The organism is Streptomyces sp. NPDC043996, assembly GCF_056435225.1.
Map to the genome: position 1 here is coordinate 469,230 of NZ_JBWKEY010000005.1, position 21,751 is coordinate 490,980.

General features: G+C 70.6%; 24 protein-coding genes. 13 read left to right on the plus strand and 11 right to left on the minus strand.

Annotated features, from left to right (window positions below; genetic code table 11):
- Positions 1-47 precede the first annotated feature (47 nt).
- Positions 48-881, minus strand: coding sequence for a TIM barrel protein (locus AC07A4_RS16100; RefSeq protein ID WP_478598389.1), 834 nt, complete (start codon positions 879-881; stop codon positions 48-50).
- A 124-nt stretch (positions 882-1,005) separates the two neighbouring features.
- On the opposite strand from AC07A4_RS16100, the gene AC07A4_RS16105 reads away from it, so the two are divergent.
- From AC07A4_RS16105 to AC07A4_RS16140, 8 genes are all read left to right on the plus strand, one after another.
- On the plus strand, positions 1,006-1,257 hold the full coding sequence (locus AC07A4_RS16105; protein WP_478598392.1) for a thiamine-binding protein: 252 nt from the start codon (positions 1,006-1,008) through the stop codon (positions 1,255-1,257).
- Positions 1,254-1,616, plus strand: a complete 363-nt coding sequence (locus tag AC07A4_RS16110) for a helix-turn-helix domain-containing protein (RefSeq protein WP_478598395.1) — start codon at positions 1,254-1,256, stop codon at positions 1,614-1,616. The genes AC07A4_RS16105 and AC07A4_RS16110 overlap by 4 nt, the downstream gene beginning before the upstream one ends.
- A 163-nt stretch (positions 1,617-1,779) precedes the next feature.
- A complete protein-coding gene (uraD, locus tag AC07A4_RS16115) occupies positions 1,780-2,295 on the plus strand; it encodes a 2-oxo-4-hydroxy-4-carboxy-5-ureidoimidazoline decarboxylase (protein ID WP_478598398.1) in 516 nt (171 codons plus the stop codon).
- On the plus strand, positions 2,292-2,705 hold the full coding sequence (uraH, locus tag AC07A4_RS16120; protein ID WP_478598401.1) for a hydroxyisourate hydrolase: 414 nt from the start codon (positions 2,292-2,294) through the stop codon (positions 2,703-2,705). Before uraD ends, uraH begins: the two co-directional genes overlap by 4 nt.
- A gap of 3 nt (positions 2,706-2,708) precedes the next feature.
- Positions 2,709-3,665, plus strand: coding sequence for a factor-independent urate hydroxylase (gene pucL, locus AC07A4_RS16125; RefSeq protein ID WP_478598403.1), 957 nt, complete (start codon positions 2,709-2,711; stop codon positions 3,663-3,665).
- A 63-nt stretch (positions 3,666-3,728) separates the two neighbouring features.
- Positions 3,729-5,117, plus strand: coding sequence for a nucleobase:cation symporter-2 family protein (locus tag AC07A4_RS16130; protein ID WP_478598406.1), 1,389 nt, complete (start codon positions 3,729-3,731; stop codon positions 5,115-5,117).
- Positions 5,118-5,165: 48 nt separating this feature from the next.
- Positions 5,166-6,554, plus strand: a complete 1,389-nt coding sequence (locus AC07A4_RS16135) for an 8-oxoguanine deaminase (protein ID WP_478598409.1) — start codon at positions 5,166-5,168, stop codon at positions 6,552-6,554.
- A 242-nt stretch (positions 6,555-6,796) separates the two neighbouring features.
- Positions 6,797-8,230: a nucleobase:cation symporter-2 family protein gene (locus tag AC07A4_RS16140; protein ID WP_478598412.1), complete on the plus strand. Its 1,434-nt coding sequence runs from the start codon at positions 6,797-6,799 to the stop codon at positions 8,228-8,230.
- 43 nt (positions 8,231-8,273) lie between these two features.
- On the opposite strand, the gene AC07A4_RS16145 is transcribed toward AC07A4_RS16140, so the two are convergent.
- Complete coding sequence (locus tag AC07A4_RS16145) at positions 8,274-9,134, minus strand: chitosanase (RefSeq protein WP_478598415.1); 861 nt, start codon at positions 9,132-9,134, stop codon at positions 8,274-8,276.
- 345 nt (positions 9,135-9,479) lie between these two features.
- On the opposite strand from AC07A4_RS16145, the gene AC07A4_RS16150 reads away from it, so the two are divergent.
- On the plus strand, positions 9,480-10,130 hold the full coding sequence (locus tag AC07A4_RS16150) for a DUF4360 domain-containing protein (RefSeq protein ID WP_478598418.1): 651 nt from the start codon (positions 9,480-9,482) through the stop codon (positions 10,128-10,130).
- 98 nt (positions 10,131-10,228) lie between these two features.
- On the opposite strand, the gene AC07A4_RS16155 is transcribed toward AC07A4_RS16150, so the two are convergent.
- Positions 10,229-12,448: an alpha-N-acetylglucosaminidase gene (locus AC07A4_RS16155; protein ID WP_478598421.1), complete on the minus strand. Its 2,220-nt coding sequence runs from the start codon at positions 12,446-12,448 to the stop codon at positions 10,229-10,231.
- Positions 12,449-12,747: 299 nt separating this feature from the next.
- On the opposite strand from AC07A4_RS16155, the gene AC07A4_RS16160 reads away from it, so the two are divergent.
- On the plus strand, positions 12,748-14,580 hold the full coding sequence (locus tag AC07A4_RS16160) for an alpha-L-fucosidase (protein ID WP_478598424.1): 1,833 nt from the start codon (positions 12,748-12,750) through the stop codon (positions 14,578-14,580).
- A gap of 3 nt (positions 14,581-14,583) precedes the next feature.
- Here AC07A4_RS16160 and AC07A4_RS16165 read toward each other — a convergent pair whose 3' ends face one another.
- Both AC07A4_RS16165 and AC07A4_RS16170 read right to left on the minus strand, forming a co-directional pair.
- Positions 14,584-15,162, minus strand: a complete 579-nt coding sequence (locus AC07A4_RS16165; protein ID WP_478598427.1) for a TetR/AcrR family transcriptional regulator — start codon at positions 15,160-15,162, stop codon at positions 14,584-14,586.
- Positions 15,163-15,172: 10 nt separating this feature from the next.
- Positions 15,173-16,366 carry a Cmx/CmrA family chloramphenicol efflux MFS transporter gene (locus AC07A4_RS16170; protein WP_478598430.1) on the minus strand — a complete coding sequence of 398 codons (1,194 nt, stop codon included), beginning with the start codon at positions 16,364-16,366 and terminating at the stop codon, positions 15,173-15,175.
- A gap of 187 nt (positions 16,367-16,553) precedes the next feature.
- Between AC07A4_RS16170 and AC07A4_RS16175 the strand changes: the two genes are divergently transcribed.
- Positions 16,554-17,243 (plus strand): S1 family peptidase, encoded by a 690-nt coding sequence (locus tag AC07A4_RS16175; protein ID WP_478598433.1) that lies wholly within the window; start codon positions 16,554-16,556, stop codon positions 17,241-17,243.
- Between the two features lie 6 nt (positions 17,244-17,249).
- Here AC07A4_RS16175 and AC07A4_RS16180 read toward each other — a convergent pair whose 3' ends face one another.
- A complete protein-coding gene (locus AC07A4_RS16180; protein ID WP_478598436.1) occupies positions 17,250-18,122 on the minus strand; it encodes an alpha/beta fold hydrolase in 873 nt (290 codons plus the stop codon).
- Positions 18,123-18,246: 124 nt separating this feature from the next.
- Here AC07A4_RS16180 and AC07A4_RS16185 point away from each other — a divergent pair, with 124 nt between their 5' ends.
- Positions 18,247-18,666, plus strand: coding sequence for a MarR family transcriptional regulator (locus tag AC07A4_RS16185; protein WP_478598945.1), 420 nt, complete (start codon positions 18,247-18,249; stop codon positions 18,664-18,666).
- Positions 18,667-18,807: 141 nt separating this feature from the next.
- On the opposite strand, the gene AC07A4_RS16190 is transcribed toward AC07A4_RS16185, so the two are convergent.
- The 4 genes from AC07A4_RS16190 to AC07A4_RS16205 all read right to left on the minus strand — a co-directional run bounded on the left by AC07A4_RS16190 (position 18,808) and on the right by AC07A4_RS16205 (position 20,525).
- The gene (locus AC07A4_RS16190) at positions 18,808-19,059 is read right to left on the minus strand and encodes a DUF397 domain-containing protein (RefSeq protein WP_478598948.1); all 252 of its coding nucleotides are present in this window, start codon (positions 19,057-19,059) and stop codon (positions 18,808-18,810) included.
- Between the two features lie 45 nt (positions 19,060-19,104).
- A complete protein-coding gene (locus AC07A4_RS16195; protein WP_478598439.1) occupies positions 19,105-19,356 on the minus strand; it encodes a DUF397 domain-containing protein in 252 nt (83 codons plus the stop codon).
- An 87-nt stretch (positions 19,357-19,443) separates the two neighbouring features.
- Positions 19,444-19,695 (minus strand): DUF397 domain-containing protein, encoded by a 252-nt coding sequence (locus AC07A4_RS16200; protein WP_478598950.1) that lies wholly within the window; start codon positions 19,693-19,695, stop codon positions 19,444-19,446.
- Positions 19,695-20,525, minus strand: a complete 831-nt coding sequence (locus AC07A4_RS16205; RefSeq protein ID WP_478598442.1) for a helix-turn-helix domain-containing protein — start codon at positions 20,523-20,525, stop codon at positions 19,695-19,697. Before AC07A4_RS16205 ends, AC07A4_RS16200 begins: the two co-directional genes overlap by 1 nt.
- Positions 20,526-20,716: 191 nt before the next feature.
- On the opposite strand from AC07A4_RS16205, the gene AC07A4_RS16210 reads away from it, so the two are divergent.
- Positions 20,717-21,148 (plus strand): ATP-binding protein, encoded by a 432-nt coding sequence (locus AC07A4_RS16210; RefSeq protein ID WP_478598445.1) that lies wholly within the window; start codon positions 20,717-20,719, stop codon positions 21,146-21,148.
- Between the two features lie 18 nt (positions 21,149-21,166).
- Here the strand turns inward: AC07A4_RS16210 and AC07A4_RS16215 are convergent, their stop codons facing one another.
- Entirely contained in the window at positions 21,167-21,589 is a 423-nt protein-coding gene (locus AC07A4_RS16215) for a hypothetical protein (protein WP_478598448.1), read from the minus strand.
- Positions 21,590-21,751 lie beyond the last annotated feature (162 nt).

Below are 21,751 nucleotides of genomic sequence, written 5' to 3' on the forward strand. Positions count from 1 at the left end.
CTTGCGTCGGTACGGGGCGGGGCGGGGCGGTCCTGGCTGGGTGGGCGTCAGCCGCGGGCCCCGGCGGGCAGCCAGCCGAAGGACTCGTGGCTCGGGCGGTCGCCCGCCTTGTACTCCAGGCCGACCCAGCCCTCGTAGCCCGCCTTGCCGAGCTGGTCGAGGAGGTCCTCCAGCGGGAGCGAGCCGGTGCCGGGGGCGCCGCGGCCGGGGTTGTCGGCGATCTGCACGTGCGCGGTCTTGTCGGCGTACGCGGCGATCACCCGCGGCAGGTCCTCCCCGTTCATGGAGAGGTGGTACAGGTCCATCAGGAACTTGGCGTTGCCGAGCCCGGTCGCCTCGTTGACCTTGTCCACGATCTCGATGGCCTTGGGGGCGCTGACGATCGGGCAGTGCGGCGACTCCACGGCGTTGAGCGCCTCGATCAGCAGCACCGCGCCCACGCGGTCGGCCGCGCGCGCCGCCAACTGGAGGTTCTCCAGGGCGAGTGCGTCCTGGACGGCCGGGTCGACGCCGTCCACCCGGTTGCCGTAGAGCGCGTTGAGCGCCCGGCAGCCGAGCTCCTGGGCGAAGTCCGCCGCCACGTCGACGTTCGCGCGGAACCGCTCGCTCTCCTCGCCGGGCACCGACAGGGCGCCGCGGTCGGGGCCCGGCAGCCGCCCGGCGTAGAAGTTCAGGCCCACCAGCTTCACGCCCGCGTCCTCGATCGCCTGCTTCAGGGCGTCGAGCTCGGACCGCTCGGGGGTGGGCGATTCGACCCAGGGCCACCACAGCTCGATGGCCTCGAAGCCGGCCGCCGCGGCCGCCGCGGGCCGCTCCAGGAGCGGGAGCTCGGTGAAGAGGATCGACAGGTTCACATTGAAGCGCTGGTCGGAGTATCCCATGGGGCTTCCGCGCTCCTTCCGTATTGCGGAAGTTTGTTTCTGCTTAACGGAAGACTGCCTCCGGTCCGTGGAAGCTGTCAAGAGGGGCTGACGGGATTTCCACGCGGCGCAGTAGGTTGACCCCGTGCGATTGAGAGTGGAGTTCACGACCGAGCCCTTCGACCTGGACGAGGCGCCACCGCACGCGGTGGTGGCCCGCGAGGTCCTCCAGGGAGCCGACCTCGACGCCGTGGACGTCGGCCCGTTCGGCAACACCGCCGAGGGCGACGCCGACGCCGTGCTCGCCGCGGTCGACGCGATGCTGCGCAAGACCCTGGGCGCGGGCGCGACCCGCGTCTCCCTCCAGGTGAACGTGGTCGCCGGGGGTGACGGATGACCGGCTTCGGCGACGACCCCTTCGCCCTCGCGGTCAAGCCCCTCGTGGACGCCATGGGCGGGCGGATGCTGCCGCCCGAGGAGGCGGGCGAGGACGACGTCGTGCTCGCCTGGGAGGGCAGGGACGTGCTCGCGGTGCGCCTGCCGCAGCTCGCCGACTCCCTCGACCACATCCTGCTTGCCCTGGAGCGCAAGCACGGCAGACCCCTCGCGGACCTGGACCGCAAGACCAAGCAGGAGGTCGTACGGATACTGGAGGCGCGCGGCGCCTTCTCCGTACGGCACGGCGTGGAGACGGTGGCGACCGCGCTCGGCGTCAGCCGCTTCACCGTCTACAACTATCTCAATCGCTCCAGCTGAAGCCCCAGCTCACAGCGGTGTGCGCCGCGAGAACACCAGGCCGTCGTCCGTTCACCGGGCGGCGGCCTTTGTTACCTGAAGTTTTCAACAAAGTGTTGACGCCGTGTTTCCGACGGCGTTAGCTATGCGCAGCCCGTCCAGCACAAAGGCCCCGGAGGCCCCCGTGACTTCGAGCACCACGACACCGGGCCCGGCCCGGTTCAACGCCCTCGACGAGCCCGCGGCCCGCGCCGCGCTCCACGAGGTCTGCGCCTCGACGGCCTGGGGGAGCGCACTCCTCGCCCAGCGCCCCTTCGCCACCACCGACGCCCTGTACGCCGCGAGCGACGCCGCCCTGGCCGAGCTGACCGCGGCCGACCTGGCCGAGGCGATGGCGGGGCACCCGCCGATCGGGCGCCCGAAGCCGGGGGACCCCACCTCGTCCCGCGAACAGCGGGGCATGGCCGGGGCCGCCACCGAGCTCAAGGCCGAGATGCTCGAACTGAACCTCGCCTACCAGGAGAAGTTCGGCCATGTCTTCCTGATCTGCGCCACCGGCAGGACCGGCGAGCAGATGCGGGACGCGGTCAGGGAACGGATCGGCAACACGCCCGAGCGGGAGCGGGAGATCGTCCGCACCGAGCTGGGCAAGATCAACCGCATCCGTCTCACCCGTCTCCTGGAGGAGGACCGCGCATGAGCACCGCCACCACCGCGTCCGTGTCCACGCACATCCTGGACACCAGCGTCGGCCGCCCCGCCGCGGGCGTCGCCGTCCAGCTCGCCGCGCGCGGCGACGCCGCCGAGTGGACCCCGCTCGGCGGCTCGGCCACCGACGCGGACGGGCGCTGCAAGGACCTCCCGGCACTGCCGGAGGGCACCACCCACGTACGCCTGGACTTCGCGACCGAGGCGTACTTCCTGAGCAAGCAAGCCAAGCACGCCAAGCAAGCCGAGGCGCAGCAGGACGCCCCCGCGAATCGGGACAGCGGTGCGGACCGAGCGTTCTTCCCGGAGGTGGCGATCACGTTCGCCGTCGTGCCGGGCGAGCACTACCACGTACCGCTGCTGCTCAACCCGTTCGGCTACTCCGTATACCGAGGGAGCTAGCAGATGGCCGATTCATCCCGCCACGCCCGTCCGGTGATCCTGGGGCAGAACCAGTACGGCAAGGCCGAGAACCGCGTCGTGAAGATCACGCGGGACGGCGACACGCACCACATCAAGGACCTCAACGTCTCCGTCGCCCTCTCCGGCGACCTCGACGACGTCCACTACAGCGGCTCGAACGCCAACTGCCTGCCGACGGACACCACCAAGAACACCTGCTTCGCCTTCGCCAAGGAACACGGCATCGAGTCCGCGGAGCAGTACGGCATCCACCTCGCCCGGCACTTCGTGGAGAGCCAGCCCACCATCCACCGGGCGCGCATCCGCATCGAGGAGTACGCCTGGGAGCGCATCGCCGCCTCGGACGCCAACTCCAAGTTCATCGGCGCCGACGAGGTCAAGCACTCCTTCGTACGCAAGGGCCAGGAGACGCGCCTGGCCCAGATCACCTATGACGGCCAGGACTTCGAGGTGCTCAGCGGTCTGAAGGACCTGACCGTCATGAACACCACCAACTCGGAGTTCTGGGGCTACATCAAGGACAAGTACACGACCCTCAAGGAGGACTACGACCGCATCCTCGCCACGTCCCTGTCCACGTGGTGGCGGTACAACTGGACCAGCGACGAGCAGCGCGCGCCGAGCTGGAACACGTCCTACGAGCAGGCCAGGAAGCACATCCTGCACGCCTTCGTGGAGACGTACTCCCTCTCGCTCCAGCAGACGCTCTACCAAATGGGCTCGCGGGTCATCAACAGCCGGAGCGAGATCGACGAGATCCGCTTCTCGGCCCCCAACAAGCACCACTTCCGCCAGGACCTCTCCTTCTGCGGCCTCGACAACGACGCCAAGGACGGCGCGGTCTACTACGCCGCCGACCGCCCCTACGGCCTCATCGAGGCCACCATCCTGCGGGAAGGCACCGAGGCCCGGATCCCGGTCGACATGACCAACCTCTGACGCGGGACGCGCGCCCCGCCGCCCGCGGGGCCGGGGCGCGCCACACCGGAGGGAACGACAGCCATGGCACAGCCTGCCGAAGGGCCGACCGACGGCCCGTGTTCCACCCCGCCGGACGCATGCCACCCGGTGGATGAGAAGCTCCCCGCCGCGCGGCTCGTCCCCGCCGCGCTCCAGCACATCGCGGCCATGTACGCGGGCGTCGTCACCCCTCCGCTCATCATCGGCCAGGCCGTCGGCCTCGACGCCGCCGCCCAGACCCGGCTCATCGCGGCGAGCCTGCTCATCGCCGGACTCGCCACGCTCCTGCAGACGCTCGGCGTCAAGAACGCCGTCGGCAACCGCCTTCCGTTCGTCAACGCCGCCTCCTCCGCGGGCATCGCGCCGATGCTCGCCATCGCCGAGAACAGCGCCAAGGGCCACCAACTCCCCGCCATCTATGGGGCGGTGCTGGTCGCCGGGCTCTTCTGCCTGGCCGTCGGTCCCTTCTTCGGGCGGCTCCTGCGGTTCTTCCCGCCGCTGGTCACCGGCGTCGTCATCACCCTCATCGGCGTCACGCTGATGCCCGTGCCCGTCGCCTGGGCGCAGGGCGGGGACAAGGACGCCGCCGACTTCGGCGACATGCGCTACCTCGCGCTCGCCGCGTTCACGCTCGTCGTGATCCTGCTCTTCCAGCGGTTCGCGCGCGGTTTCTTCAAGCAAGTGGCCCTGCTCATGGGCCTGTTGATCGGTACGCTCGCGGCCGTGCCGTTCGGGCTCGCCGACTTCTCACCGCTGAGGTCCGCGCCCCTCGCGGCCCTGCCCACGCCCTTCGCCTCCGGCGCGCCCGAGTTCCACCCCGCCGCGATCCTCTCGCTGTGCCTGGTGATGCTCGTCCTGATGACCGAGTCCAGCGCGGGCATGCTCGCGCTCGGCGAGATCTGCGAGCGTCGCACCGACGGCGCCACCCTCACCCGGGGCCTGCGCACCGACGGCATCGCCACGCTCGTGGGACCCGTCTTCGGGGGCTTCCCGACCTCGGCGTTCGCGCAGAACGTCGGCGTGGTCTCGCTGACGCGGGTGCGCAGCCGCTATGTCGTCGCCGTCGCGGGCGGCGCCCTGATCGTGCTCGGCGCCTTCCCCGTGCTCGGCGCGGTCGTCAGCCTCGTCCCGATGCCGGTGCTCGGCGGCGCGGGCATCGTGCTCTTCGGCTCCATCGCGGTCAGCGGCATCCGCACCCTGTCCGAAGCGGGCCTCGACGACAGCTCCAACATCGTCCTGGTCGCGGTGGCGCTCGGCGCGGGCATCATCCCGCTCGCCGCGCCCGCCTTCTACGCCGACTTCCCGGCCTGGGCGCAGACCGTGCTCGGCTCCGGCATCAGCGCGGGCGCGCTCGTCGCGGTCACGCTCAACCTGTTCTTCCACCATCTCGGCACCCGTGGCGGCCACGCCGCGGCACTCAAATCTCCCTAGGGTCCTGCCGTGCCCGATTCCTCGCCACCCACCCGAGAAGGACGCACCATGGCACCTTCGGCAGCCCCGCAGCGCACCGTCATCGAGAACGTCGCCCTCGCGACCGTCGACGCGAAGGACACCGAGTACGCCTCGGGCCACCTCGTCGTCGCCGGGAACCGGATCGAGTCCCTCGGCGCCGGAAAGGCCCCCGAGGGCCTGGAGAACGTCGTCCGCCGCGTGGACGGCACCGGCCATCTCGCCACGCCAGGCCTCGTCAACACCCACCACCACTTCTACCAGTGGATCACCCGGGGCCTGGCCACCGACCACAACCTGTTCAACTGGCTGGTCGCGCTCTACCCGACGTGGGCGCGCATCGACGAGGACATGGTCCGCGCCGCCGCGCGGGGCTCCCTCGCCATGATGGCCCGCGGCGGCGTCACCACCGCCATGGACCACCACTACGTCTACCCCAAGGGCTCCGGCGACCTGTCCGGGGCGATCATCGGGGCGGCCCGCGAGACGGGCGTGCGCTTCACCCTGGCGCGCGGCTCCATGGACCGCAGCGAGAAGGACGGCGGCCTGCCCCCGGACTTCGCCGTGGAGACCCTCGAAGGGGCGCTCGCCGCGACCGAGGCGACCGTCGCCGAGCACCACGACGCGTCCTTCGACGCCATGACACAGGTGGCCGTGGCGCCCTGCTCGCCCTTCTCCGTCTCCACCGAACTCATGCGCCAGGGCGCGGAGTTGGCCCGCCGCCTCGGCGTAAGGATGCACACCCACGGCAGCGAGACGGTCGAGGAGGAGAAGTTCTGCCACGAGCTGTTCGGCATGGGCCCCACCGACTACTTCGCGTCGACGGGCTGGCTCGGTGAGGACGTGTGGATGGCGCACTGCGTCCACATGAACGACTCCGACATCGCCGCCTTCGCCCGCACCGGCACCGGCGTCGCCCACTGCCCGTCCTCCAACGCCCGCCTCGCCGCGGGCATCGCCCGGGTGCCCGACATGCTGGCCGCGGGCGTCCCCGTCGGCCTCGGCGTCGACGGCACCGCCTCCAACGAGTCCGGCGAACTCCACACCGAGCTGCGCAACGCGCTGCTCATCAACCGCCTGGGCGCCCACAAGGAAGCCGCCCTGAACGCCCGTCAGGCCCTGCGCCTCGGCACCTTCGGCGGCGCCCAGGTCCTCGGCCGCGCGAGCCAGATCGGCTCCCTGGAGCCGGGCAAGCTCGCCGACCTCGTCCTGTGGAAGCTCGACGGCATCGGACACTCCACGATCGCCGACCCGGTCACCGCCCTCGTCTTCGGCGCCGCGGCGCCGGTGACCCTCTCCCTCGTGAACGGCGAGCCGGTGGTCGAACACGGCCGCCTGCTGCGCGTCGACGAGGACGCCGTCGCCCGCGCAGCACGGGACGAGGCCCAGCGCCTCGCGCGGATCGCCGCCGAGCGCTGACCGCGCGGGCGACCGCAGATGTCCGGCTGAGGGGGACGGCCCTTGGCCGGCGCCCGCGGACCCGAGCGGGGTCCGCGGTCACCGTGGCCGGGGGCGCGCACCACGTGTGCGCCCCCGGACCCGTACGCCCTGCCAGCTCCTGCCTGCTCCTGTCTGCTCCTGTCTGCTCCTGTCTGCTCCACAGCACCACCTCCCTGACACCCTCGTCACCCGGTGACGTGTAACCGACCGGAGGGTCCGCCGTGGCCGCCAAGCCAAGTTCCCCCAAGGACGCAGCGACTCCCGCTGCGCAGCACCCCGTTGACGAGCGCCTCCCGGCGCTCAAGATGGCCACCACCGGCCTCCAGCACGTCGCCGCCATGTACGCGGGCGTCGTCGCCCCGCCCTTGATCGTGGGCGCGGCCATCGGCCTGTCCGCCACCGAACTGACCTTCCTCACCGGCGCCTGCCTGTTCACCGCGGGCCTCGCCACCTTCCTCCAGACGCTCGGCGTCTGGAACATCGGCGCCCGTCTGCCGTTCGTCAACGGCGTCACCTTCGCCGGTGTGGCGCCCATGATCGCCGTCGTCGACTCCACCAAGGACAAGGACGACGCGCTGCCCGTCATCTTCGGGGCGGTGATCGTCGCGGGCATCCTCGGCTTCGTCGCGGCCCCGTTCTTCTCCAAGGCGGTCCGCTTCTTCCCGCCCGTCGTGACCGGCACCGTCATCACCCTGATCGGCATCTCGCTGATGCCGGTGGCCTTCGGCTGGGCACAGGGCCCGAACCCGGGCGCCGACGACTACGGCTCGCGGAAGAACCTGGCGCTCGCGGGCATCACCCTGCTGATCGTGCTGCTCCTCCGCCGGTTCACGCGCGGCTTCGTCAAGCAGATCGCGGTGCTGCTCGGCCTGGTCGTCGGCACGCTGGTGGCGATCCCCTTCGGCGTCACGGACTTCGGCCCGGTCGCCGACGCGGACGTCGTCGGCTTCCCGACCCCCTTCCACTTCGGTGCCCCGCAGTTCCAGGCGGCCGCGATCGTCTCGCTGTGCGTGGTCATGGTCGTCTCGATGACGGAGTCGACGGCCGACATGCTCGCCCTCGGTGAGATCGTGGACCGCCCCGCCGACGAGAAGACCATCGCCGCGGGCCTGCGCGCCGACACCCTCGGCTCGGCGGTCAGCCCGCTGTTCAACGGCTTCATGTGCAGCGCGTTCGCGCAGAACATCGGCCTGGTCGCGATGACGAAGATCCGCAGCAGGTACGTCGTGGCGACCGGCGGCGGCTTCCTCGTCCTGATGGGCCTGTGCCCGGTGGCCGCCTCCCTGATCGCGGTCGTGCCGCGCCCGGTGCTCGGCGGCGCGGGCGTCGTCCTGTTCGGCTCGGTGGCGGCGAGCGGCATCCAGACCCTGGTCAAGGCGGGCCTGGACAAGGACAACAACGTCCTGATCGTCGCCGTGTCCCTGGCCGTCGGCCTGATCCCGATCTCGGCACCGGAGTTCTACCACGCGTTCCCGGAGACCGCGCGGATCATCCTGGACTCCGGCATCTCCACGGGCTGCGTCGCCGCCGTCGTCCTCAACCTCCTCTTCAACCACATCGGCGGCGGCAGCGAGGACGACGACGTCACCGCCCCCATGGAACCGGGCGAGGAGATCTCCGAGTCACGGGTCCCGAAGCAGGAACCCGCCCACTGACCGGCCGGTGCGGGGGCGGGCCACGGCCCGCCCCCGCCGCCGGTCAGCGGCTGATGTGGTACGACTCGCCGTAGACCTTCCAGTCGAGCGGCGGGTTGAGGTTGAGGTTCTTCTTGTTCAGGAAGACGCGCTGGGCGGTGTCGACGCGGCTGGTGTCCTCGTGGGCCGGTTCCTGCTTCATCGCCCACACCCGGGCGTCGAGGAAGGCGTGCAGGTACGTGACCTCGTCGCCGCCCTGCGCCGGGGGCTTGGCGGTGCGCAGGGCGCGCTTGCGTATGCTGCTGAAGCTGGTGCTGTCGCCGCCGTCGCCGTGCATGACGATGGCGTCGTAGTACGCGAACTGGCCGAGCACGCCGATGCCGTCGGCCTTGCCCCGCTTGACCGCCGGGTTGAAGTAGACGCGGTCGCGCTCGTCGTTCTGGGCCTGCTGGAAGGCGGGGTCCTTGGCGGCCTTCGCCCAGTCCTTGGTGTAGTTCGGGTCGAGGCCCGCGTGCGAGTCGGAGCCGTTCACGCGGCGCAGCGCGGGCAGGTACTTCTCCAGGACGTTGCCGGGCTTGCGCTGGGCGTAGAGCTCGACGAGGTCGAGCATGTCGCCGGTGCCGGAACAGAAGCCGATGATCCCGGCGGTGTAACCGCGCTTGTCGCCGATGTCCTCGATGTACTTGTACTGCGCCTTCCAGTCGAGCGAGGAGTTCTCCGCGCTGGAGACCAGCTTCATGGCGATCTCCTTCTTCGCCGGGTCGTCCAGGCCGACGGCCGCGGCCGCGGGAGCCCCGGCGTGGCGGACGGGCGTGGCGCCCGCGGCCGGGGTGGTGAGCAGGGGGCCCGCGAGGAGAGCGGCGCCGAGCAGGCCGATGACGGTGCGTCGCGTGGTGGCCTTGTGGGGGGTGGCAGGGGCGTGCAACGGGACCTCCAGAGGGGGGAATTCATGGTTCCGAGCGCTGACCGCTTTTGTTAGGAAGGTTTCCTACCAGAGATTGAAGGTGACGTATACCCGTCAAGCACGGGTGCCCGTCACAGAGGACCCAGGACGGCGCTCGTACATGGCCGGACATCGCCCTAGTCGCTGCTCACGCTGGTCCGTACGATCCCAGCACCCTCAGCCTCCGCTCATCGCACGCAGGCCGGTCCCGGACCCGTGCGAGGGCTGAGCCAGTTCCTCCCAGCACACGCTCCATCCCCCACCTCGCGCGGTACGCCCTGCGCGTGTGACGCGAGAGCCGAAGCACTCGATGGGAGAGGCACGAACATGTCCGCTGCACTGCTCGCGGGCGGCGCCCTGGCCGCCCTGCTCGCCGCGGGTCTGCCCGCTCAGGACCCCTCGGGGTTCAGCGACCCGCCGCCCGACAAGATCGTGATCGAGATAGCGACCGTGAACGGCTCAGGTTGCCCGAGAGGGACGGCCGCCGTCGCCGTCTCGCAGGACAACACGGCGTTCACGGTCACCTACAGCGACTACCTCGCCCAGGCGGGCGGGAACTCCGCGCCCACCGCGTTCCGCAAGAACTGCCAGCTCAGCCTGATCGTGCACGTCCCGCAGGGCTTCACCTACGCGATCGCGAGCGCCGACTACCGTGGCTTCGCCTCGCTGGAGCGGGGCGCCAAGGGCACCGAGAAGGCCTCGTACTACTTCCAGGGCTCCCCGGACACGGGCGCCAAGTCGCACATCTTCAGCGGCCCGGTCGCCGACAACTGGCAGGCCACCGACGAGACCGAGGTGACCCAGCTGGTGTGGGCGCCCTGTGGCAAGAAGCGCAACTTCAACATCAACACCGAGCTCCGGGTGGACCTTGGCACCTCGGACCGCACCAAGACCAGCTTCATGACGATGGACTCCACCGACGGGGCCATCAGCACGATCTACCGGGTCAAGTGGAAGGAGTGCCCGAACCCGAGCTGACCTGACGCCAGGTGAGGTGCTGACCAGTAGTTCCTGGTGAGGGGGTCGCGCCCCCGGCCGCGGCGGACGCCGTCCGGGGGCGCGACGCAAGGGCCCGGTCAGCGGGTCTTGGCGAGCGCGTCCCGTACCTTCTTCGCGATCGTGTACGTGTCCCCGGTGGGCCGCACGGGCATCGCTCCCGGGTCGCGGATCCATCCGTCCTCGAGCGCGAACCAGTCGGTGGCCCGGGGCTCCCGGCCCTCCTCGAGCGCCGCCCGCAGCTCGGTGAAGTACGTCGTCCAGCGCAGCCGGTACAACCCGCCGACCAGGCCCGACCACTCGCGGTTGGCGTAGTCCCGCAGCCCCGCGTCGGCCCCGGCGTGGGTGCCCCAAACGGTGACCAACGACAGCTGGTCATAGGCCAGTTGGTCCCGCTCGCGGGCGTCGGCGCCCCAGGCGCGGGCGTCGGCGACCCAGCGCCCGAGGAGGTGCCGCCCGTCGGTGGCCGCCAGCTGCTCCAGGAGCGCCATCAGGCGCAGCCAGGTCCGGGTGAGCGCCTCGAAGCGGGCGCGGTCCCGGGCGTCGTACGCCGCCTTGATCCGGGGCAGCAGTACCCGGCCGCGGTTGGAGAGGGCCTGGCGTGCCACGTCGAGCAGGTCGCGCCGGTAGGCGGCCGAGCCCCGCAACTCCCGCCGTACGGCGAGGAGTTCACTGAGGGCGGGCTCGAAGTCCTCGGGGCGGTAGCGCGCCCGCTTCGGTGACCAGGACGCGGCGGAGCGCACCGCGAGCCCCGGCCGTGCGCCGAAGAGACCGTCGGCGCCCTCGGCCCAGGAGTCGGCGCGGGTGGTGCCGTAGCAGGTGCGGCGCAGCACGTCCCAGGCCTTCGCGGCGTGCGGATCGGCGCCGCCGTAGCGGCTGACAGCCCACCTCCCGAACCATTCCTTCAGGTCCAACTCACCCTGATGCCAAGCGAGTTCGGAGAAGAGCTCGAAGGCGGCGGGGTTGTTGTCGGCGGCCTCCGGCATCAGCGCGATGCCGCGCAGGGCGCTGCCGTCCTTGGTGCGCCACTTCTCGTACAGGCTCACCCAGTCCAGTGTGTTCGCGCCGAGGCAGGTGTGGCCGCCGAAGTTCCAGATGGAGCCGAACGCGTACGGTGTCGAGCCCCAGTCGGCCTCGCGGTCGGTGACGTGGGGGAAGCGGTCGGAGAGGCCGTCGACGACGAGCATGCGCTCCTTGTCGACGGCGTCGGTGAGCGCCTTGGGCGGGTTGTGCTGCCAGCCGAGGATCACCCAGACGGCGCCCGGGCGCGCGGCCCGCAGGGCCTTCTCGACGGCGCGGGCGGCGTCGCCCACGGGCACGTCGCCGGGTTTCCCGCCTTCGTGGAGCAGGTCCATCTTGTACATCGTGGAGGGTCCGAGAAGGTCGTTCTGGACACGGTAGAAGGTGGCGGCGACCCGCTCGAAGTGGCGGGTGCGCGGATCCAGCCAGTCGGGCCGCGCGAAGCCCACCCAGTCGCCCTGCGGCACGGTCCTCGCGCCCGGGTTGCGGGCCGCGAAGCCCGGCGGGACGGTGCCGAAGTACCCCGGGAGCACCGGCGTCATGCCGAGCGCGCGCAGCCGGTCGGTGACGCGCCGCCCGAGCCGGGCCCGGCGCTGAAGGAGCTGCCGCGACACGGGGTGCGGGAAGGCGGCCATGTTCTGCAGCAGCCACCACGGCTGGTGCGCGGGCCCCGGCACCCAGGCCCGCAGCTCCGCATCGCCGTACCCGAACTCCTGGAAGGCCCGGTGGTAGACGGCGTCGGCGCCGAGGTACACCAGGACTTCGTTGTAGCCGTGCAGCGCGAGCACGTCGATCTCGCGTTCCCAGTAGGCCCAGTCGTGGTACGCGTTGGTGTAGCCGTCGTTGGTGTCGTTGAGGACGAAGCGGTGCGGGGCGTTCGCCCGGCCGGTGAGGGGCGCGGCGGGCCCCGGAAGGCGTGCGGGCAGGTCGAGCTGGTGGCCCGCCCAGGTGACGTTGGCGCGGCAGGTGTGCTTCAGGTAGTGGTACAGGCCCTTGAGCTGGACGGCCGGGGTCGGCCCCGTCACGGTGATCCGGCCGCGCGTCCCGGACACGCGGAAGGTGTCGGCGTCCTCGGCGTCCGCGCCGGTGCGGAAGGTGAGCTGGTCGGCGTGGCGGGGGAGCAGCCTGCGGGCCGCGTCGGCGGCGGCGCCTTCCGCTCCGGCGGCGGTGCCCGCCCGCAGGGGGGCGCCATCGGCGGCGCGCCCTCCCGAGCAGGCCATGGCGGCCCCCGTGGTTCCGGCGAGGGCGGTGAGGAGGGTGCGGCGGGGCAGCTGGGGCATGGGGGCTCCCGTGGGTCGGGGCGGGCGCGGCGCGTACCGACGTGACAATGCCCCGGGCGACCCCGCTTTCTAACCCGCCGTCAGGCGCCGCGCCGCGTACGGCGTCTCTGCGGGCGGTCAGGCGCGGCACCTCCCCGGGCGCCAAGGGCGCCCTCACGATTCATCGGACCAGCACACAGTGATCGTCGCGAATCACTCGGCGGAATCCAGACTTCCCCCCATTGACATCCGATGTATCCGCTCCTACGTTCCCGAGCGTCCCGAGCGTTCCGAGCGTCCCGTACGAACAGGAGCCGCCCATGCGACGCAGAGCCCCCGCACTCGCCCTGCTCCTCACCGCCGCGCTCGCGGCCTCGGCCCTGCCTGCGGCCGCCGCCGCGCCCGTGCCGCAGCCGCCGCCCGAGGCCCGCCGGGCCTTGGGCCCCGGCACCGACCACGCGGTCGACGACCCCTTCACCGCCGACCGCACGAACTGGTTCCGCCAGGACCGCTTCGGCATGTTCATCCACTTCGGGGCGTACGCGAACCTGGAGGGCGAGTACACGCGCCCCGACGGGACGGTGTGCCGCAACGCCGAGTGGATCCAGCGCCAGTGCAAGATCCCCAAGGACGCCTACGAGAAGCGGGCGAAGGCGTTCGACCCGGCCGACTTCGACGCGAAGGCCGTCGTGCGGGCGGCGAAGGACGCCGGGATGAAGTACATCGTCATCACGTCCAAGCACCACGAGGGCTACGCGATGTGGCCGACGAAGGTCAACTCCTGGAACCTGCGCGACCATTCGTCGTTCGACAAGCGCCGCGACATCCTCGCAGAGCTCAAGGAGGCCGCCGACGCGGCGGGCATCAAGCTCGGTTTCTACTACTCCATCTGGGACTGGCACGACCCCGACTTCCCGGACCCGGCGACCTTCCCGAAGTACGAGAAGCGCATGTACGCCCAGCTCAAGGAGCTCATCGACACCTATGACCCGGCGCTGCTGTGGTTCGACGGCGAGTGGGACACCGAGGACCCGCACAACCCGTGGACGGCCCGCGACGGCGAGCGCCTGGAGTCGTATCTGCGCGGCCTGAACCCGGACCTCGTCGTCAACAACCGCGTCGGCAAGCGCCGCGTCGTCGACGGCGACTACGGCACGCCCGAGCAGGAGATCCCCGACGCCCCGGTGGACGGCCAGCTCTGGGAGTCGTGCATGACGCTCAACGACCACTGGGGCTTCGCCCGATACGACCAGAACTGGAAGTCGCCGGGAACCCTGATCCGCAATCTCCTCGCCACCTCATCGCGCAGCGGCAACTACCTGCTGAACGTGGGTCCCGACGCGCGCGGCCGCGTCCCTCAGCCGTCCGTGGACCGGCTGAAGCGGATGGGTGACTGGCTGCGGACGGCGGGCCAGGGAGAGGCGGTGTACGGAGCCCGCTACGGCGGCCTGGTGGAGGAGCCCGGCTGGGGCGCGGTGAGCCGCAAGGGCGACACCCTGTACGCGGCGGTCACACGCTGGCCCGCGCCCGGACAGCCCCTGCACCTGAAGGCGAACACCGACTTCGCCATCAAGTCGGCCCGAGTCCTGGGCAGTTCCCAGCAGGTCACCGTCACCAAGTCCGGCGACGGCTACGATCTCACGCCGTCCGGCGCGGCCACGAACCCCGACGCCACGGTGATCGCGCTGCGGATCGACCCGGGCCGCGCGGCACGCCCCGGCGACGGCAAGGGCCTCAGGCAGGAGGTCTTCGACAACGCCGAGCTGTCCGGGACGCCGAAGGTCACCCGCACCGACCCGACGGTCAACCACTCCTGGAAGTACACGGGTTCACCACACGCGTCGATCCCCTCCGACCGCTTCGGCGTCCGCTGGACGGGCACGGTCGAGCCGCGCCGCAGCGAGACGTACACGCTGACGACGGTGTCGGACGACATGGTGCGGGTGTGGATCGACGGCAAGCTGGTCATCGACTCCTGGAGTCCGCACGAGCCGAAGGTCGACAAAGCGCGCGTGCCGCTGACGGCGGGCAGGCGCCACGCGATCCGCGTCGACTACGCGGAGCAGACGGGCGAGGCGCACCTGAAGCTGCTGTGGTCCAGCCCCCACCAGGCGCAGGAGGTCATCCCGGCGAGCCAGCTGCGCACCCCGTGACGGTCACAGCCCCGCGAGGGTGTGGTCGACGGTGGCGAGGAGGACGTTGCGGTCGTCTTGTACGCGACCGAGGACCCGCAACCCGTAGTAACTGCTCTGGATGAGGCGGGCCAGGGCGCGGGCGTCGCGGTCCTTAGGGATCTCGCCCGCGCTCTGGCCCGAGGCGACGACGGCGCACACCTCGTCCTCGACGCGGGCGAAGTTGCGCCGCACGACCCGCTTGACGTCCTGATCAAGGCCGGCGAGCTCGATGGCGGCGTTGATGGCGAAGCAGCCGCGCCCGTCGTCCGCGTCGAGGTCGCTGTCGAGGGAGGTCAGCATCATGGCGCGCAGGCGTTCCCTGGCGGTGCCGGGCCCCTGGAGCCGCTCGATCTGGGCGGCGGTGACGGTCTCGTAGTAGCGGTCGAGGGCGCGCAGATACAGCTCGCGCTTGCCGCCGAAGGTGTTGTAGAGACTGGACGGGCCGAGGCCCGTGCTGTCGCACAGGTCCCGGGTGGACGTGCCCTCGTACCCGTGCCGCCAGAAGGTTTCCATGGCCGCGGTGATGACGCGGTCCTCGTCGAACTGTCGTGGCCTGGCCATGCGGCGCAGCCTAGCTGTTTTGGAATACCTTTTCAAAACGTGCGGGGGTCTCCGGACGGGCCCGTTCCAGGCGCCCGGCCCAGGCCGCGAGGGCGCACCCGGCGGCCGCGAGCCCCGCCCCGACCCAGGCCACGGACGTATAGCCGTACCCGGCGTCGATGGTGAGCCCGCCGAGCATCGGGGCGAGGGTGTTGCCGACGTTGAACGCGGCGGTGTTGGTGGCGCCGACGAGTGTGGGCGCGCCCGGGGCGAGGGTGAAGACGCGGGACTGGAGGGCGGGGTTGGTGACGTATCCGGCGCCGCCGAGCAGGAACACGAGCGTGACGACGACCGCGAGGGGGCTCCGCGCGGTGAGCGCGAGCGCCGCCGAGATCGCGGTGAGCGCCGCGAGACCCCAGGTCAGGGTGGTGGTGGCGTGCGTCTGTGCGGTACGCCCGCCGATCAGCAGGCCGAGCATGCCGCCCGCCCCGAACAGGGCGAGCACGGCGGGCACCCAGCCCTCGCCGAGCCCGGTCTCGTCGGTCAGGAGCGGCGCGAGATAGCTGAAGGTCACGATGACCGCGCCGAACGCGAAGCCGGTGACGGCGTACGAGAGCCACAGCTGCGGCCGCCGCATCCCGCGCAGCTCGGCCCGCACGGACGGAGTCTCCCGGGCGCCCCGGCCGCCCGGCACCGCGAACACGGTGGCGGCCAGGCTCACGGCGGTCGCCGCCGCCACCGCCCAGAACGCGGCCCGCCAGCTCGCGGACTGGCTGAGGACGGTACCGGCGGGGACGCCGACGATCGTGGCGAGCGTCAGGCCGCCCGCGACCAGGGCCACGGCCTTGCCCTTGGCCTCGCTCGGCACCAGGGCGACGGCCGTGGCGACGGCGACGCCCCAGAACCCGGCGTACGCAAGGGCGGTGACGATCCGCGTCGCGAACAGCACCCCGTACCCCGGCGCGAGCGCCCCCACGACGTGCCCGGCGACGAACACCGCCTGGAGCAGCACGAGCGCCGTCCGGCGCGGCCAGCGCAGGGTGGCCACCGCAAGCAGGGGCGCGCCGACGACCATGCCGATCGCGAAGGCCGAGATGAGCAGGCCCGCGTCGGGGATCGAGACGCCCAGCTCTTCGGCCATGTCCGGCAGGAGTCCGGACAGCATGAACTCCGATGTTCCTTGGGTGAAGATGCCGAGCGCCAGCACGTAGACCGCAAGCGGCATGGGGTCCCTCCCGGGTGTGGATCAGGTGTTTTGAAGCGGATGCTCCAGAACTCGGGTGGACCCTAGCATGTTCTGAAGCGAGCGCTTCAAAACAAACCCCTGAGACCCCCCGCGCCGCACCCCGTGACGAGCACCCCGGCCTTCGCGACAATGCCCACGCCGTCAACCTCACCCCACGGGAGGCATCATGAGGCTCCGTCGACTCATCGCCCAGTTACTGTGCGCCGCGCTCGCGGCCTTCGGCCTGCTGGCGGCCGCCCCCGCCGTCGCGTCCGCGTCCACCGCCGCCGCCGCGCCCACGGTGATCCGTGGGGGAGACCTCCTCTACGGCGCGGGCAGCCGCTGCGTGGTGGGCTTCAACGCCAGGAGCGGGAGTACGTACTACGCCCTCATGGGCGGCCACTGCGGCACCCCCGGCACCCAGTGGTACGCCGACGCCCAGCGCACCGTCCCCGTGGGCGTCACCGAGCGGGTCGTCTTCCCCGGCAGCCATTACGCGATCGTGCGCTACACCAACACCAGCATCAGCTATCCCTCGGAACTCAACGGCGGCGGGGGCCGCATCATCCGCATCAACCGCGCCGCACAGCCGACCCCGGGCCAGCAGGTGTGCCGGGTGGGCCCCACGACCGGCATGCACTGCGGGACCGTCCAGGCCGTGAACGTCTCGATCACCTACCCGCAGGGCACCGTGAACGGACTCTTCCGCACCAGCGTCTGCGCCGAGCCCGGCGACACCGGGGGCCCCGCCTTCAGCGGCGACGCGGCCCTCGGCATCCTCGTCGGTGGCAGCGGGAACTGCACGTCGGGCGGCTCGACGTACTACCAGCCGGTGGTGCCGATCCTCAGCGCCACCGGCCTGGTCGTCGGGTACTAGCGGGACTCAGTCACCGGACCGTTCCAGGAAGCCGGCGAGGCTACGGTTCGCCTCGGGCGGGATGGCGTGCGGAAGCGCGTGATGGGACACATCCGGCAGCACGGTCGTTGCGACGCGCGGCAGCAGCGCCTCGGCGCGGGCGGCCACCTTGGCGGGGTCATGGGTCCTGCTGCTTCCGGCGAGGAGCAGCAGGACCGGCAGGTCCAGGCCGCGCAGGGCGTCCGGTGCCGGGCGCGGCCCGATTACGGGCCGGAGAGAGGGGAAACCGGCGGCCGCCTCTTGGAGGGCGAGCCAGTCGGGATCGAGGGCGGAGCCTTTGGTCTCCCACTCCAGGAAGGCGCGGACCCGGCGGGGTGTGTTCCGCAGCAGCATGGGCAGTGCGTGCAGCAGGTAGGCCGGGCTGAACCCGGCGAAGCACTGGGTCGGGTCCAGAAGGGCCAGGCGGCGTATCCGGTCGGGCGCGCGCATGGCGTGATGCAGCGCGATCCAGGCGCCGTACGAGTGTCCGCCCAGGTCGGTCTCGGCCACTCCGAGGCCGTCGAGGAGCGCGTCCAGCCAGGCCGACAGGTCGGCGACCGTACGGGGGCGGCGGTCGCCGTCGGGAGTGCTGCGTCCGGGGGCGCCGATCAAGTCGACGGCGAACACCCGGTGGGTGCGGGACAGTTCGGCGGCCTGCGCGTACCAGGACGCGGAGGTGGCGCCCCCTCCGCCGGGCAGGAGGACGAGCGAGGGCCCGTCGGCCGGGCCGCATACGTTGACGTGTGTCATGCCGAAGGGCGTGGGAACGGTCGCCGTCTCGCGAGCGGCAGGCCACTTGGTCATGACCTTGTCGTAGGCCATGAGGAAGTTGTCGGCGTCGTACGTATCGCGAGCGTTCATGAACGGCGACTCCTCTATTATCTCGCTCAGCAAGATACTTGTTGAGCGCGATGATACGTGGAGGTGGTCCGTGCCCGATCAGGAGGGTGAGGAACTCGTCGAACGAGCCGAGCCTGGGCCCGAGATGGAGATCGTCCACCTGCTGCGCGCGGTGGCCGTCGACCTGGGCAGGCACAGCACCCGGTTCGCACAGCGCAACGGCATGCACCCCACCGACGTGCGGGCGCTGATCGCCCTGATGGACGCCGCCCGCGCTGGCGAGGAGACCACGGCAGGGCACCTGGGCACCGCTCTCGGGCTCAACTCGGCAGGAACCACAGCACTGGTCGACCGCCTGGAACGGGCCGGGCATGTGCGGCGGGTGCGCGATGCGCGGGACCGCCGAAAAGTCACCATCGAAGTGGCCGAGCAGGCGGTCACCCTCGGCTGGTCCTACTTCGGACCGCTCATCGATCGGGCGGTGGACCTGCTGCGGGGATACGACGAGCGGGAACTTGCCGCGGTGAGGGGCTTTCTGACTGGGATGCGGGAGGCGGCGGTCTAGGATGTATCTCGAACATGCTGGTCACAGCCACTGGCGGATACCTCGACACGGCTCCAACGCAGCCCACTGTTCATCCGTGAGATCTCCCCGCCCCATGAAACACGATGATTCACAGGTAAAGATCCACTTTCGATACACGGCCTAGCGGCTGCGCCGGGCGGTGTGGGTGATGAAGTGGGTCCAGGTGCCGGGGGTTAGGGCGAGTTGGGGCCCTTCGGGGTTCTTGGAGTCGCGGATGTGGATGGTGGTGGGGCAGGTGGCTACTTCTATGCAGTCGCCGTCCGGGCTGCTGCTGTAGCTGGACTTGTGCCAAGAGAGGGCGACTTCGACGCAGTCGTCGCCGTCGGGGCTGCTGTAACTGCTCTTGAACCAGGCCAGTTCGGGGGTGCTCATCATGCTCCTCGCATCCGCTCCAGCAGGCTCACTGCGTGTCGGGGATTAGCGGCTGCGCCGGGCGGTATGGGTGACGAAGTCGGCCCAGGCGTCGGGAGTTAGGGCGAGTTGGGGCCCTTTGGGGTCTTTGGAGTCGCGGATGTGGATGGTGGTGGGGCAGGTGGCTACCTCTATGCAATCGTCGCCCGACCCGCCGCTGTAGCTGGACTTCTGCCAGGTGAGAGCGATTTCGACGCAGTCGTCGCCGCTGCCGCTGCTGTAGCTGCTTTTGAACCAGACCAGTTCAGTGGTGCTCATGATGCTCCTCGCAGTGTCGGACATGAGCTGGCCAGATCGCTGGCCCTTGGCATCCTCGACGGCGGCAGCGGGAACTGCGCGTCGGTGCTAGCGGCTGCGCCGGGCGGTGTGGGTGACGAAGTGGGCCCAGGTTGCCGGGTTCAGGGCGAGTTGGGGCCCTTGGGGGTGCTTGGAGTCGCGGATGTGGATGGTGGTGGGGCAGGTGGCTACCTCTATGCAGTCGTCGCCATCGCCGCCGCTGTAGCTGGACTTGTGCCAGGCGAGGGCGACTTCAACGCAGTCGCCGTCACCGCCGCTGCTGTAGCTGCTTTTGAACCAGGCCAGTTCGGGGGCGCTCATCATGCTCCTCGCATCCGCTCCAGTAGGCTCACCGAGTTTTCGAAGGAGAGAGCCTGTGAGCGCATCCTGGCATACCGCATCTGGAGCACGCTGATCTCTTTCGGTTCGGAGATGAACTGGCCGGAGCGCTGCCCTTCGCAGTAGGCGAACCACCGGTTCTCCGGAGTCTCCAGTAGTTGCATGGGCCCATCGAGTCCTGAATGAGTCTCTTGCGCGAGCGGCATGATCTGGAGCTCGATGTTTCGGCGCTCGGCGAGCTGGAGCACGTGGTCGATCAACCCGCGTGTGACTTCGGTCCCGCCCACGTTCCGGAGGAACAGGTGCTCTTCCAGGATGAAGCCGTAGGCCGTGTTGGGGCGGTCTGTGAGCAGCTTCTGTCGCTCCGCGCGTGCCGTGAGCTGAGCCTCGACCTGGTCGTCGCCGAGCGGTGGCAGCTGATTGGCGAACAGCGTCCGCGCGTACGCGGGTGTCTGCAGCAGCCCTGGAATCAAGCGGCATTCGTACGTGTAGAGGGTGATGGCCTCCTGCTCCAAGCGTGCCCAGTGCCTGAACCAAGTGGCCAACCCCCGCTGCCTGGTGAGCTGATGCACCATCAGCCGCAGGGTCCCGAAGGCGTCCAGCGTGGCCTCCGCCTGGTCCACGAACCTCGGCGGCGGGAACCGCCTGCCCTGCTCGATGGAGGCGATGAAGTGTGTTGAGTAGCCGATCTCGTTGGCTAGTGAGTCCTGTGTGTACCTCGCCCTCTTGCGGAAGCTCTTAAGGGCCGCACCGAAGGCTTTGAGGCCATCGGTCGGTTCGGGCTCGTTCGAGCCCGGCGTACTTGACGACATCACGGGTATCCCCTGACGCTCGCTAACCGTCCCCGCCAACAAGCCCATGCTCACGGTCAGTTACCCGCGCTGTCCACACTTCGCGCTCGTACACTTACTTTCCGTACGAGTCGAGTCCCTTACGACCCAGGCGGGGCCCGGTCACCTTGGGTTTCATGGTTCCTCAGGCGCAAACCCCCACACCCGTACATATGTTCACTCAGTGTGTCACCGCGAGCCCGCGTGGCGCGCGGTTGGCCCGGCGGCTCGCTCGCTTCCACCTCGACGGGTGGGGCATCCCGTACGACACCGAACCCTCCGACGCGGTCGCCCAGATCGTGGCCGAGCTGGCGGCGAACGCGGCCACGCACGCGCGGGAGGCGGGCCCGGACTTCCGGCTGCGGTTGCTGCTCCTGGAGGGCGAGGTGCTGATCGAGGTGACGGACGAGTACCAGGGCGGCGGCCTGCCCCGGGAGGTGCGGCTGCCGGGGCCGGGGGAGGAGTCGGGCCGGGGCCTGGCCCTGGTGGCGGCGCTTGCGGCGCGGTGGGGGGTGGTGGCGGGGCGGTCCGGGGACAAGACGGTGTGGGCGAGCGTACGGCTGGATGGGGACACGGGGCGGCCCCGGCCGCGCGCGGGGGCGTGACCGGGGCCGAGGGGGCGCTTACCGGATGCGGTGGAGCGTCCAGGCCTCGTTGGGGGAGTCGTCCTCGGGGGCGACGCGCACGTGGGCGCCCACGTGCTCCGCGCGCACGACGAGTTCCTTGTCGGAGACGATCTGGATGCCGAACGGGGTGGGCTGGATGCGCCAGGCGACGGGGGAGCCGTTCCGGACGTAGACCTGGTCGTCGGTGTAGTTCAGGAACTGGTCGGCGGGGCCGTGGGCGGCGCGGATGTGGTACTGGCCAGGCAGGTCCTCGGTGGCGCGCTCGATGATCCACTCCTGGACTATCGGAGGGATCAGCTCGGGCGCGGCGATGACGGGGCGGCCGTGCTGGACGGCGTGGGGAGTGGGGGTGAGGACCGTACGGAAACCGATGTGCGCGCCGATGATGTAGATCCCGCTGGCGAGCTGGATGTCGGACATGCGTGTCCCTTCGGTTCTGTCGACGAGGCCCGACCGGCGACGGACGGCGCCGGTCTGTACACCGGCTCACTCTCGTGGCGGACCCGCCGTACCAGGCAGGCGAAATGCGGCCATCGGGGCCAGTGGCCCCAAAAAGCCCCATGAGTGCACGGATATCGCCAA

Excerpts from the sequence above, each read along its gene's own strand:
- AC07A4_RS16100 (WP_478598389.1), bottom strand. The coding sequence starts at position 881 with ATGGGATACTCCGACCAGCGCTTCAATGTGAACCTGTCGATCCTCTTC.
- AC07A4_RS16110 (WP_478598395.1), top strand. The coding sequence starts at position 1,254 with ATGACCGGCTTCGGCGACGACCCCTTCGCCCTCGCGGTCAAGCCCCTC.
- uraH (WP_478598401.1), top strand. The coding sequence starts at position 2,292 with ATGAGCACCGCCACCACCGCGTCCGTGTCCACGCACATCCTGGACACC.
- pucL (WP_478598403.1), top strand. The coding sequence starts at position 2,709 with ATGGCCGATTCATCCCGCCACGCCCGTCCGGTGATCCTGGGGCAGAAC.
- AC07A4_RS16130 (WP_478598406.1), top strand. The coding sequence starts at position 3,729 with ATGGCACAGCCTGCCGAAGGGCCGACCGACGGCCCGTGTTCCACCCCG.
- AC07A4_RS16135 (WP_478598409.1), top strand. The coding sequence starts at position 5,166 with ATGGCACCTTCGGCAGCCCCGCAGCGCACCGTCATCGAGAACGTCGCC.
- AC07A4_RS16150 (WP_478598418.1), top strand. The coding sequence starts at position 9,480 with ATGTCCGCTGCACTGCTCGCGGGCGGCGCCCTGGCCGCCCTGCTCGCC.
- AC07A4_RS16155 (WP_478598421.1), bottom strand. The coding sequence starts at position 12,448 with ATGCCCCAGCTGCCCCGCCGCACCCTCCTCACCGCCCTCGCCGGAACC.
- AC07A4_RS16160 (WP_478598424.1), top strand. The coding sequence starts at position 12,748 with ATGCGACGCAGAGCCCCCGCACTCGCCCTGCTCCTCACCGCCGCGCTC.
- AC07A4_RS16165 (WP_478598427.1), bottom strand. The coding sequence starts at position 15,162 with ATGGCCAGGCCACGACAGTTCGACGAGGACCGCGTCATCACCGCGGCC.
- AC07A4_RS16170 (WP_478598430.1), bottom strand. The coding sequence starts at position 16,366 with ATGCCGCTTGCGGTCTACGTGCTGGCGCTCGGCATCTTCACCCAAGGA.
- AC07A4_RS16175 (WP_478598433.1), top strand. The coding sequence starts at position 16,554 with ATGAGGCTCCGTCGACTCATCGCCCAGTTACTGTGCGCCGCGCTCGCG.
- AC07A4_RS16180 (WP_478598436.1), bottom strand. The coding sequence starts at position 18,122 with ATGAACGCTCGCGATACGTACGACGCCGACAACTTCCTCATGGCCTAC.
- AC07A4_RS16185 (WP_478598945.1), top strand. The coding sequence starts at position 18,247 with ATGGAGATCGTCCACCTGCTGCGCGCGGTGGCCGTCGACCTGGGCAGG.
- AC07A4_RS16190 (WP_478598948.1), bottom strand. The coding sequence starts at position 19,059 with ATGAGCACCCCCGAACTGGCCTGGTTCAAGAGCAGTTACAGCAGCCCC.
- AC07A4_RS16195 (WP_478598439.1), bottom strand. The coding sequence starts at position 19,356 with ATGAGCACCACTGAACTGGTCTGGTTCAAAAGCAGCTACAGCAGCGGC.
- AC07A4_RS16200 (WP_478598950.1), bottom strand. The coding sequence starts at position 19,695 with ATGAGCGCCCCCGAACTGGCCTGGTTCAAAAGCAGCTACAGCAGCGGC.
- AC07A4_RS16205 (WP_478598442.1), bottom strand. The coding sequence starts at position 20,525 with ATGTCGTCAAGTACGCCGGGCTCGAACGAGCCCGAACCGACCGATGGC.
- AC07A4_RS16210 (WP_478598445.1), top strand. The coding sequence starts at position 20,717 with ATGTTCACTCAGTGTGTCACCGCGAGCCCGCGTGGCGCGCGGTTGGCC.
- AC07A4_RS16215 (WP_478598448.1), bottom strand. The coding sequence starts at position 21,589 with ATGTCCGACATCCAGCTCGCCAGCGGGATCTACATCATCGGCGCGCAC.